The organism is Microbacterium esteraromaticum (genome assembly GCF_028747645.1).
In the GTDB taxonomy this organism is placed as follows: Bacteria; Actinomycetota; Actinomycetes; order Actinomycetales; family Microbacteriaceae; genus Microbacterium; species Microbacterium esteraromaticum_C.
Window position 1 is genome coordinate 2,437,886 of the sequence record NZ_CP118100.1, and the last position, 11,413, is coordinate 2,449,298.

Sequence of the window (11,413 nt, forward strand, 5' to 3'; positions counted from 1 at the left end):
CATGACGCAGCTGAACGCCCTGTTCGCCCTCATCGGCAGGAACCTGCGCCTCGCCCGCCGCCGGATCGACCTGCTGATCCAGACGATGGCCGTTCCGGTCGTGGTGCTGGGACTCGCCTCGATCATCTTCGGTGCGAGCGATGCCTGGCCGATCGCCGTCATCGACGAGAGCGAGTCCGCCGATTCGCGCAGCCTCATCCGCACTCTCGATGACACACACGGCGCCACGGGCCCGTACTTCGACACGATCACCACGGACGCCGATGTGGCCGAGGGGATGCTGCGCGATGGCCGGCTGCACGCGATCGTGACCATTCCGCCCGACTTCGCCGAGACGCAGCGCATCCTCACGAGCACGTACAACATCAATACCGATGCGATGAAGAACGTGCGGTTGCGTCTGACGACCACCGCGAACCTCTACGACGACCTCTCACATCTGACAGGGGTCTCTGCCAGCACCATCAAGGAGCAGCGAACGGACGTCACGCGGACGGCGTTCATGGGCGGCTCAGCGGTCATCCTCGCCCTGCTCCTCGGAGCCGCCCTGATCTCGGCGAACCTGTACGCCGTCGAGACAGAGCACCGCACGCGCAAGGAGATCGCGCTGACACCGGTGGGCACGCATCTCGCGGCGGCGGGCGCCGCGATCGCGGGATGGATGCTGTCGCTCGTGGCAGCGATCCCGACAGTGCTGCTGGCGTTGGCTTTCGGTACGCGCATCGCCCCGTTCGACCTGATGCAGGCCGCACTCATCGTGGTTCCGGCCGGTGTCGCGTGCGCGGGTCTGGGCGTGCTGGCGGCCGTCGGGCTCCACACGCACCGCCTGATCCAGCCCGTCATGATCATGCTCGCCCTCGGCAGCTATTTCGCCAGCGGAGGGTTCATCCCCGTCTCAGGCCTACCCCCGCTGGCGCGCACGGTCGCGGAGTGGTGGCCGCCGACCTACGTCTTCGAGTGGGCCAATCCCGTGCTGCATGGCTTCGCGGCTGGGCCCTCCGCGCTCTCTATCGCGGCCGTGCTGACGGCGGCGGCGGTCACGGTGGGTGCGGCCATGTGGGCCGCGCGTCAGGACTACCGGCGCTCATACGCACAAGGCCAGTAAGGCGCAGCCACCGGCACGGCGCGCGCCCGCACCATGCGTGGGAGGATCGAGGCATGAACACTCTCGACGCCGCTCTCGCCCGCATCGAGGACTGGCCGGCGCAGAACACCGCAGCCGCGGTGATCTCGGCCGACGGCCGCGTGCTCGCCTCGCACGGTGACATCGAGCAGCCCTACCGACTGGCATCGGTCACGAAGCCGCTGACCGCCTATGCAACGCTGATCGCGATCGAAGAGGGGGTCTTCGCGCTCGATGACCCCGCGGGTCCCGAGGGGTCGACGGTGCGCCATCTGCTCGCGCACACGTCGGGACTCGACTTCTCCGAGAACAAGGTGCGCTCGGCCCCGGGCACCCGACGCATCTACTCGAACCGGGGCTTCGACGTGCTTGCCGAGACGCTGACCGACCGGTCCGGTATCCCCTTCGACACCTATCTCGATGAGGCGGTGTTCGCGCCTCTCGGCATGGACACCGCTCGGTTGGACGGGTCGGCGGGCGCCGGCGCGGTGGCGTCCGTCGCCGATCTCTCACGCTTCGCCGCCGAACTGCAGCATCCGACGCTCCTGGCGCCGCAGACGCTCGCCGAGGCGACCTCCGTCGCCTTTCCCGACCTGGACGGCGTCCTGCCCGGCTTCGGCGCGCAGCGCCCGAACGACTGGGGGCTCGGCTTCGAACTGCGCGGCCAGAAGAGTCCGCACTGGACCGGATCTGGCAACTCCGCCCAGACCTTCGGTCATTTCGGTCAGACGGGCACGTTCCTGTGGGTCGACCCGCAGGCCCGCGTCGCATGCGTCGCCCTGGGCGATCGCGACTTCGGCCCGTGGGCGGCCGAGGTATGGCCGCCGTTCTCGGATGCCGTCCTGACCGCTCTGCGCGGCTGACCGCTCTGCGCGGCTGACTACTCTGCGCGGCTGAGCGCGGGCGCCTACCCGCGCGGCACGTCGATCACGCGCCGTTCGCCGGTCTGCACCGCCGCCACGGCACCACCCGAGGCCTCGGCGACCTCGGCGGCGAGCGCCGGCAGCGCATCCGCCGGCGCCCACACCTCGAACCGGGCCTCTGCCGCGTAGACGGTCTCACCCAGCACCGCACCGTGTGCGGCCACCCAGGTGCGGACGAGATTGTCGAACCTCCCCGCATCGGCGTGCGGCACCGCCAGCGTGGCCTGCGCCAACGGCAGCCGGTCGACGAGAGCCGCGCCGTCGAGCGCCTCGGACACCGCCGTCGAGTAGGCACGCACAAGGCCCCCGGCACCGAGCTTGATGCCCCCGAAGTACCGCGTGACCACCGCGACGACGTCGGTCAGTTCACGACGACGCAGCACTTCGAGCATCGGCATACCGGCAGTGCCCGACGGCTCGCCATCGTCGGACGAACGCGCCCGGTCTCCGCTCAATCCCGTGACCTGCGCGCTGCAGTTGTGCCGGGCGTCCCAGTACGTCTTCTTGATCGCGGCGATGATCTCGTCGGCGTGCTCGGGCGACTCGACCGGTGCGACCGTAGTGAGGAACCGCGACTTCTTGATGACGAGTTCGTGTTCGACGGGTGCCGCGATCGTGGCGGGGAAGGCGCTCACGTGCTCGTCAGCTCGATCAGGCGGCGCAACGTGTTGAGATTCCGCGCCGTCCCCGTGGTTGTGAGCGCCCGGTCGAGCAGGCTCTTGGAGAGCTTCGTCGCTCCCGCCCCGCCGGGCCCGTAGTCGATCCAGAGGTCGCGTCCGACCAGCGCGATCCGCTCCCCCGGCAGCAGGCGCGGTGTGAGGGCAGCAACGGCGTCCGGTGCGGGATCGGACGCGAGGAACATCACGTGCAGCGTCTTATCGAGCGGCGCATCCGGGAAGGGGTTGTCGCGCAGAGCGGCGACAAGCTGAGCATGCGTGCGCACGATCACCGGCGTATCGACGCCGAAGTGCTCGGCGATCAGCGCCCGGACCTCAGCGCTCACGTCTGCGGCGTCACCGGCCAGATCGCACAGAATGTTGCCACTGGCGATGTACGTCGACACGCCCGTCAGCGCAGTGTGCTGCGCAAGCACCGCTCGGAGCTCGGCCATCGGAACCCTGTTGCGGCCCGAGACGTTGACGGCGCGCAACAGCAGCGCGCACCGCGGCGCGCCGGCGACCGGTTCGGTCACGTTCAGACGTCCGCGCTGACCGCGAGTTCAGCACCGGCGTGAGCGAGCTCGGCCAGCGCCGCTTCGCTCGTCTCCTCCCCGACGCCCGCAGTCAGATCGGTCAGCACACGCACGTGAACGCCATGGGCGATAGCATCCAACGCCGATGCGCGCACGCAGTGATCCGTCGCGATGCCGACCACGTCGGCGTCGGTCACGCCGTGGGACGACAGCACCTCGGCAACACTCCGCCCCTCATCGGTGACGCCCTCGAACATCGAGTAGGCGGGGATGCCCTGCCCCTTACGCACATGGTGCGTGACGGCGTCGGTCACCAGCAGCGGATCGTACTCGGCGCCGTCGGTGCCGGCGACGCAGTGCACCGGCCACGTGTCGACGAAATCGGGAGCGTCGGCGAAGTGCCCGCCGTTATCGCCGTCGGCGTCATGCCAGTCGCGGGACGCCACGATGACGACGTAGTCGCCCGCGCGGTCGGCGAGCAGCTGCGACACGGCGGATGCCACGGCATCACCACCCGCGACGGCGAGCGCCCCGCCCTCGGTGAAGTCGTTCTGCACGTCGACGATCAGCAAAGCCCGGCTCATGCCTCGAGAGTACGCCGAGATACCGACATCGCGAACACCGTGCGCATTTGACTTGACCAGGCGGATTGCTACGTTGGAGAAGCGGGCCCAGTGCGCTCGCTGCGCTGCCGCCGTTCGCGAGCGCCCGCCTTTTCGGGGCATGAGATGCCCCGCCTCAGGCGCGCCACGACTGCGCCTCGTCGTGAGCAGCGCGGCGCTCTCGCCGGTCTCGTGCGGATGGAATCTCCGTCCGCGCACGCGTGCAGCACCCCGCAGGGCGACGGATGCTGTGGCGCGCGTGCTCACCGACGAAAGGACCTGTATGCCGGCCCGCGTGACGCCCGCCTCCCGCTACGACTCCGCCCGCACCTCCGGACCCCTCAAGGCCACGCTCCCCTCCCGTTAGCGCTCTCTCGCTCCCGTGATCCGGCACCGACGCCGACCTTCGATACGAGAGAGAGAAACGTGGAGAACCTTCAAGTGCTTTCCGGACCCATCACGGTCCTTCTGATGCTGCTGTTCTTCGGCGGCAGTCTGTACATGTCCCTGCGCATCCGCAAGCGCACCGAGAACGCCGACGGCTACATGACCGGCGGCGGCAAGATCGGGTTCGGCATCTCGGCCGCCTCGATGACCGCCACCTGGATCTGGGCCGCATCGATGTACGCCTCAGCCACCTCGGGATACACCTACGGCATCTCGGGCCCCATCCACTACGGCCTGTGGGGCGCGCTGATGATCCTGCTGATCTACCCCTTCGGCCGGCGCATCCGCCAGGTGGCCCCGAAGGCGCATACGATCGCCGAGGTGATGTTCGCCCGCCACGGCCGCTCCAGCCAGCTCATGCTCGCCGGATCGAACGTGCTCGGCAGCGTCATCAGCCTGACCTCGAACCTGATCGCCGGTGGCGCGCTGATCTCGCTGCTCTCGCCGTTCACGTTCAGTCAGGGCATCCTCGCCATCGGCGCCGGAGTGCTGCTGTACACCCTGTGGTCGGGATTCCGTTCCTCGGTGCTGACCGACTTCGCCCAGGTGTGCGCCATGCTCGGCGCGGTGATCGTGATCATTCCGGTGGTGTTCTTCGCCGCCGGCGGCCCGAGCCTGTTCGAGACGGGGGCATCGAACCTCACCCCGCAGCAGGCGGACTTCTTCTCGTCCGACGCGTTCTTCAACCAGGGCGCCCCCTACATCGCCGCGGTGCTGGCCTATGCGATCGGCAACCAGACCATCGCGCAGCGCCTGTTCGCGGTGCGCGAGGACCTCATCAAGAAGACGTTCGTGACGGCGACGTTCGGCTACGGCGCCACGATCATCGGCGTCGGCATGCTCGGCGTCATCGCGCTGTACGCGGGCATCACGCCCGAGGGCGGCGACGTCAACAACCTGATCCCGCAGATGGCCGCGACCTACCTGTCGCCACTGCTGCTGTGCATCTTCTTCGTGATGATCATCGGGTCGCTGTCGTCGACGGCCGACTCCGATCTGACCGCGCTGTCGTCGATCGTGATGGCCGACATCTACGGCCAGAACATCGCCGGCAAGAAGAAGGCCAACCCGCGCACCATGGTGCTCATCGGCCGCATCACCATGGTCATCGCGATGGTGGCAGGACTCTACTTCGCCGGCAGCCAGTTCAACATCCTCGATCTGCTGGTGTTCGTCGGTGCTCTCTGGGGTGCGCTGGTGTTCCCGGTGATCGCGAGCTTCTACTGGAACCGCGTGACCAACCTCGCCTTCTCGGTGTCGGTGGTCGTCGCTCTGGCGGCGTTCCTGCCGGTGCGGTTCGAGTGGGTCGACCTGAGCGGCCCGATCGGCATCGCCGCAGACGTGTTCTCGACGATCGGCATCGGTGTCGTGTTGGGTCTGATGGCCTTCGGCTTCTTCGGCACGCGGGTGGCGCTGATCGTGGGCGTCGTCTCGACACTCGCCGCGGCACCGTTCGCCATCGGCTTCCTGCACACCTACCCGGTGTTGTCGGGCTCGCTGATCGCCTACTCGGTCTCGACGATCGTGTGCGTCGCCCTGACGCTGCCGAGCCGCAAGCCCGACTTCGACTTCGACGTCATCAAGCAGCGCACCGGTGACTTCGACACCGTCGACACCGACGCGTTGAACGTCGAGCTGGCGCAGCTCACCGACACCGAGAAGCCCCTGCGGGCCGAGAACGAGAGGAACTGACATGGAACTGTCGACCGTCGCACTGACCGTGTACGTGCTGATGTGGCCTGTGATCGTGGCCGGCACGCTGACCGTCATCGTCCGTGCCTTCATCAAGGAGGCCCGCAAGGCCAAGGCCGAGGGCCGCTCGGTCATCTGATCCGGCGCGAGTACGCAGAAGGCCCGGGATGCTGGCATCCCGGGCCTTTCTCGAGCCACCTGTCAGGATCGAACTGACGGCCTTCCCATTACGAGTGGGATGCTCTACCACTGAGCTAAGGTGGCGTGCGCGGTGAACCGCGGCACGATCAAGAATCCTACTACGCCAAAGCCGTCATCGCGAAACCGGCCGTGTCACCACGGGCGTGTTCACGCGCGTGCGGCGATCGCGACAGCATCCGCTCCGGTCGGCAACGCGCCGAACAGGAACCCTCCCGCGTCATCGCCGAGGCGGGAACCGACGAAGCCGTCCGCCACAGCGGACGGCGCGTGCTGCACCAGCAGGGCCCCCTGCAGGGCCAGCGCCAGAGCGCTCGTGAGTGCGCGTGCCCGCCGTTGGGGAGCATCATCCGCGCCGACTGCGCGCACCAGCGTGCGTGTTCTGTCCAGGTGCGCGTCGAGGCGGGCATCCGCTCCGCGCGCGTTCGAAACCTCCGCATCGAACGCGTCGAAGGCCTCAGGCTCGCGACCGAGCGCCCGCAGCACGTCGAGCGCGATCACGTTGCCGGACCCCTCCCACACGGCCAGCACGGGCTGCTCGCGGTAGCGCATCGCCAGCGGGAAATCCTCGGTGTAGCCGTTGCCGCCCAGGCACTCGAGCGCCTCGGCCGTATGCGCGGGACCGCGCTTGCAGACCCAGTACTTCATCACCGCCGTACCCAGACGCGCGAAGGCGGAATCCTGCGCGGTCGCGTCCCGGTCGTACGCACGCGCCAGGCGCAGCGCCGCCGCTGTGGCACCCTCGGTCTCCAGCTGCAGGTCGGCGATCACCGCCGTCATGGCCGGCTGATCGATCAGGGTGCGGTCGAAAGCCAGGCGGTGTCTGGCGTGCCAAGCCGCCTCGGCGACGGACTGGCGCATGCCGGCGACCGACCCGAGAATGCAGTCCAGCCGCGTGTGGGTGACCATCTCGATGATGGTCGAGACTCCCCGCCCCTCCCCACCGATCAGGTGAGCGATCGCACCGTCGTACTCGACCTCGCTGGAGGCGTTGGCGGCATTGCCGAGCTTGTCCTTCAACCGCATGATGCGCATGGCGTTGCGCGTGTCGTCGTCGAGCAGCCGCGGCACGAGAAAGCACGACAGCCCGCCGGGCGCCTGCGCGAGCACCAGGAAGGCGTCCGACATCGGCGCCGAGCAGAACCACTTGTGCCCGGTCAGCTCGTACCGGCCGTCACCGATCGGGCGCGCGACCGTGGTGTTGGCCCGAACATCGGACCCGCCCTGCTTCTCGGTCATCGCCATACCGAACAGCGCGCTCTGCTTGCCCGGCACGAGCCGGCCGTCATATGACCGCGACAGCAGTCGTGGCATCCACTCCGCGGCGACATGCGGATGCTGCTCGATCACAGGCACGGCGGAGTGCGTCATCGACACGGGGCATGCGTGTCCGGGTTCGATCTGCGCGTAGAGCATGAAGGTCGCAGCCCGGACGACGTTGGCGCCGGGGCGCGGCTCGGCGACGGCGCTCGTGTGCGCACCGTCGGCCACAGCCGCCGAGATGATCCGATGGTAGGCGGGGTCGTAGTCGACCTCGTCGATGCGATGACCCCAGCGGTCGTGGGTGCACAGTTCGGGCTTGTGCCGGTTCGCGCGGCGCGCGTCGTCCTGAAACTGTGCGGTTCCGACGCGGAGTCCGGTGGCGCGCAGCGCGTCTTCGGCCCAACCGGCGTCGTACCGCGCGACGCCCTCGCCGAGGGCGACGTTGGCGGTGTACTCGTCGAGGTCGACGCGGGGCGGCGCCTGGTTGAAGACCTGGTGCGTGCTCATGGCCCCGGCTGCTCGCCCGAGAGACCGTGCGCTGATGAGGGAGGATCGCACCGCGCACCGACGGCGCGCAGGCACAGCGCGGTGATCGCCTCGACGACGGCATCGGGATCGTCATGCTCGGCGCTCACCGGAGCAAGTGGCCCGGCCAGTGCTTCGCCGATGGCGCCGACGAGTCCGGCCGCGGTCAGTCGCGCGTTCTGCAACGGGAACTCACCGCTGCGCACGCCGTCCGTGACGATCTCGGTGAGGATGCCGACGTAGCCGCGACGATAGATGAGCCGTTCGTCGTCGACGATGCGGTCGACGGGTTCGGCCAGCAACGCCCACGCGAGTCTGCCACCGCGCAGCGCCCGATCGGCGAACGTCTCGATGAGCGCGACCAGTCTGCTCGTCGCGTCGGCGCTCGCGACCGCGGTCACGGCCTGGTCGACCGCGGCCATCTCGACACCGGCACAGCGACGGAACACCTCGGCGAGCACGTCGTCGAGCCCATCCGCATATCGGTAGAGCAGACCGGTGCTCATCCCCGCGCGCGCCGTCACCGCTTTGACGGATGCGGCGCCGAAGCCGGAATCGCGCACGATCGCGGTCGCCGCTTCGACGAGGTCCTCGCGCCGGCCCGTGCCCCGACGTTGGAATGTCATGCGGGTATTGAACCACGGTTCACCGCGCTCTGACAGCCCTATGACCTCCGGGCTACTCGCAGCGCAGACCGTCCTCGGGCACGGTGCCATCGATAAGGAACCCCTCGACCGCGGCGTCGACGCACGCGTTGCCCTTGTTGTAGCCCGTGTGCCCCTCGCCGACGCGGGTGACGAGAACGCCGTTCTCGAGCTGGTCGGCGAGCGACTCGGACCACTCGTAAGGAGTGGCCGGGTCGTTGGTGGTGCCGACCACGACGATCGGCCCCGAACCGGATGCCGCGATCTCGCCGCGCGTACCGGTCGGCGGGTACGGCCAGACCGCACACGGGTCAGGCCCCTCCCAGTACGGTGCGAAGGTCGGCGCCTGCTCGCGGATCCGCTTCATCGCCGCCTCTTCGGCGACGGGATCATCCTCGACCGGATAGTCCATGCAGTTGTACGCGCGGAACGCCTCAGACGAGTTGTCGAGGTAGACACCGTCGACGTCGCGACTGTTGTAGCTGTCGGCGAGCAGCATCATCACCGACGGGTCGCCCTGCAGTGCCAGGGTGAGCCCCTGTGTGAGGTACGGCCAGCTCTGCTCGCTGTAGAGCGCCGTAATGACGCCGGTGATCATGGTGTCGACCGTCAGCATCCGCCCATCACCGTTGGGCAGGGGCGAGCGCTCGACGCTCGCCAGCAGCGCCTGCAGGTCGGCGGTCGCCTCGTCGACCGTGCCGTTGAACGGGCACTCGGCCGTGTCGAGGCAGTCCTGCAGGTACGCGCGCAGCGCCGACTCGAACCCGACAGCCTGAGTGGTTCCCACCTGCAGGCCCGGCACCGCCGGGTCGATGGCGCCGTCCAGCACGAGGCGCTGAGCCCGCTCGGGGTAGAGCTTGGCGTACGTCGCTCCGAGGAACGTTCCGTACGAGAATCCGAGGTAGTTCAGGTGGTCGTCGCCGAGCACTCCACGAATGAGGTCCATATCGCGAGCGGAGTTGACCGTGGTGATGTGGGGCAGGATGCCGTCGCTGTTCGCCTCGCACGCGTCGGCGAACTCGGCGTTGCGGGCCGTGACCTCGTCCTCCCACTCCGGTGTTCCGCGCTCGGCGGTCAGGACACCGTAGTTGTACTCATCCATCTCGGCGTCGTCCAGGCACCGCACGGCCGTCGAACGACCGACGCCGCGCGGGTCGAAGCCGATCACGTCGAAGCTCTCGATCAACTCGGGGCCCACCGCGTACTCGAGCGAGTCGGCGACGAAGTCATAGCCGCTGCCGCCGGGGCCACCGGGGTTGATCAGCAGCGAGCCCTGGAACTCGCCCGTCGCCTGATGACGCACCAGCGCGAGCGAGATCTCACCGTCGCCCGGGTTGTCCCAGTCCAGCGGCGCGGTGACCTCGGTGCAGTCGAAGCGCGCACCGCACGATTCCCACACGATCTCCTGCGAATAGAACGGCACCAGTTCGGGCGCGATGCCCGCGGTGTCGGGTGCGCGCGTCTCAGAGGCCTGCATCTCGGGGATCTGCGCGTAGAGGCATCCGGAGAGGGCGAGGGACGCCACCGCGAGCCCGGAGACGACAGCGACAAGACGACGCACGCGACCCGATCGGGGTGCGCGGGGTTCGGTTGGGTGGTTCACGGGGTCCTTCCGCTGGCGACGGTGACGAACAGGCTCTCCAGGGCGAGCAACGGGGCGACATTGCGCTCCAACGACTCCCGCGTCTCGGCGATCGCGTCGAGCACCACGAGAGTGCGCTGCACCGGCCAGGCAGCAGCGACGGCTTCGAGCTCGGCGAGCAGTTCGGCGTTGATCAGCCCCTCGCGACGCCCGAACTGCAGCATGACGACGTCGCGGTACATCGACTGCAGGTCGGTGAGCACCCGGTCGATACCGTCGCGCAGGCTGCGTGTGGCCCGCTTCTTCTGCTCGTCCTCCAGCGCCGAGATCTGCGATCGCAACGCGGGCGGCACGGCCTGCCCCTCGGCGACACCGACCATGCGCAGCAGTGCGGTGCGTTCGGCAGCATCCCGCTCGGCGGTGAGCGACTTCGCGTCCTCGGTGGCCGCCTGAATGATGCGCCCGGCTACCTCGACGGCGGTGCCGACGCCCCGCACGCCGAGCACGGCGCGCAGGCTCTCGTCGCGTCGACGTCGGGCATCGTCGTTGCCGGCCAGCCGCTGCGCCATGCCGATGTGACGCTGGGCATGCCGAGCCGCCTGTTCGGCGACGACGTCCTCAGCCCCCGTGCGCGCCGAGATCAGACGCGCGACGTCCGCCACATCGGGCTCGCGCAACCGCAGTGCACGCACGCGCGAGCGGATCGTGGGCAGCAGGTCTGCCTCGCTGGGCGCACACAGCACCCAAACCGTCTGCTCGGGCGGCTCTTCCAGGGCCTTCAGCAGCACGTTCGAGGTGCGTTCGACCATGCGGTCGGCGTCTTCGACGACGATCACGCGATATCGCCCGGCCGATGGCGCGAAGTATGACCGTTCCACGAGCGCGCGAGCCTCTTTGATCGTGATGATCACCTTGTCGGTGCGCAGCGCGGTGACATCGGGATGCGTTCCGGCGAGCACCTGCCGCATCGTGGCCTCGTCTTCAGGGCCCGCGGCGATCAGCGCCGCCGCGAAGGCATAGGCGAGCGTCGAGCGCCCCGACCCCGGCGGACCGGTGATCAGCCACGCGTGCGACAGCGCGGCCGGGTCGGCTGCTGCCTGACGCAGCGTCTGCACCGCAGCTTCCTGCCCCCAGACATCCGACCACGGAAACGGGGCGGTCGAGACGGTGGTCATGCTCTCCAGCCTAACGGCGTGCCCGACATCGGCTGCTGTACGCGACG

Annotated in this window: 11 protein-coding genes and 1 tRNA gene; 4 read left to right on the forward strand and 8 right to left on the reverse strand. The window is 68.7% G+C overall.

The window, feature by feature from the left end:
* Position 1 precedes the first annotated feature (1 nt).
* Positions 2-1,105 (forward strand): ABC transporter permease, encoded by a 1,104-nt coding sequence (locus PTQ19_RS11685; protein ID WP_274367459.1) that lies wholly within the window; start codon positions 2-4, stop codon positions 1,103-1,105.
* Between the two features lie 53 nt (positions 1,106-1,158).
* Positions 1,159-1,986 (forward strand): serine hydrolase domain-containing protein, encoded by an 828-nt coding sequence (locus PTQ19_RS11690; RefSeq protein ID WP_274367460.1) that lies wholly within the window; start codon positions 1,159-1,161, stop codon positions 1,984-1,986.
* Between the two features lie 44 nt (positions 1,987-2,030).
* Here the strand turns inward: PTQ19_RS11690 and PTQ19_RS11695 are convergent, their stop codons facing one another.
* Genes PTQ19_RS11695 through PTQ19_RS11705 form a run of 3 tightly spaced genes read right to left on the reverse strand, consistent with a single transcriptional unit; the run spans position 2,031 to position 3,822 of the window.
* A complete protein-coding gene (locus PTQ19_RS11695; protein ID WP_222446409.1) occupies positions 2,031-2,681 on the reverse strand; it encodes an IMPACT family protein in 651 nt (216 codons plus the stop codon).
* Positions 2,678-3,238 carry a DUF1697 domain-containing protein gene (locus PTQ19_RS11700; protein ID WP_274367461.1) on the reverse strand — a complete coding sequence of 187 codons (561 nt, stop codon included), beginning with the start codon at positions 3,236-3,238 and terminating at the stop codon, positions 2,678-2,680. The genes PTQ19_RS11695 and PTQ19_RS11700 overlap by 4 nt, the downstream gene beginning before the upstream one ends.
* Positions 3,239-3,240: 2 nt before the next feature.
* Positions 3,241-3,822: an isochorismatase family protein gene (locus PTQ19_RS11705; RefSeq protein WP_274367462.1), complete on the reverse strand. Its 582-nt coding sequence runs from the start codon at positions 3,820-3,822 to the stop codon at positions 3,241-3,243.
* 489 nt (positions 3,823-4,311) lie between these two features.
* Between PTQ19_RS11705 and PTQ19_RS11710 the strand changes: the two genes are divergently transcribed.
* Together PTQ19_RS11710 and PTQ19_RS11715 are read left to right on the forward strand one after the other, a co-directional pair.
* The gene (locus tag PTQ19_RS11710) at positions 4,312-5,979 is read left to right on the forward strand and encodes a sodium:solute symporter family protein (RefSeq protein ID WP_274369072.1); all 1,668 of its coding nucleotides are present in this window, start codon (positions 4,312-4,314) and stop codon (positions 5,977-5,979) included.
* A gap of 1 nt (position 5,980) precedes the next feature.
* Positions 5,981-6,118, forward strand: a complete 138-nt coding sequence (locus PTQ19_RS11715; protein WP_179410162.1) for a putative transporter small subunit — start codon at positions 5,981-5,983, stop codon at positions 6,116-6,118.
* Positions 6,119-6,171: 53 nt separating this feature from the next.
* Here the strand turns inward: PTQ19_RS11715 and PTQ19_RS11720 are convergent.
* The 5 genes from PTQ19_RS11720 to PTQ19_RS11740 form a co-directional block, all read right to left on the reverse strand.
* A tRNA-Thr gene (locus PTQ19_RS11720) sits at positions 6,172-6,243 on the reverse strand.
* An 84-nt stretch (positions 6,244-6,327) separates the two neighbouring features.
* Positions 6,328-7,947, reverse strand: a complete 1,620-nt coding sequence (locus tag PTQ19_RS11725; RefSeq protein ID WP_274367463.1) for an acyl-CoA dehydrogenase family protein — start codon at positions 7,945-7,947, stop codon at positions 6,328-6,330.
* Positions 7,944-8,591 carry a TetR/AcrR family transcriptional regulator gene (locus PTQ19_RS11730; protein WP_274367464.1) on the reverse strand — a complete coding sequence of 216 codons (648 nt, stop codon included), beginning with the start codon at positions 8,589-8,591 and terminating at the stop codon, positions 7,944-7,946. The genes PTQ19_RS11725 and PTQ19_RS11730 overlap by 4 nt, the downstream gene beginning before the upstream one ends.
* Before the next feature lie 52 nt (positions 8,592-8,643).
* Positions 8,644-10,212, reverse strand: a complete 1,569-nt coding sequence (locus tag PTQ19_RS11735) for an alpha/beta hydrolase (protein ID WP_274367465.1) — start codon at positions 10,210-10,212, stop codon at positions 8,644-8,646.
* Positions 10,209-11,366: a DNA polymerase III subunit delta' gene (locus tag PTQ19_RS11740; RefSeq protein WP_274367466.1), complete on the reverse strand. Its 1,158-nt coding sequence runs from the start codon at positions 11,364-11,366 to the stop codon at positions 10,209-10,211. Before PTQ19_RS11740 ends, PTQ19_RS11735 begins: the two co-directional genes overlap by 4 nt.
* Between the last annotated feature and the right edge of the window lie 47 nt (positions 11,367-11,413).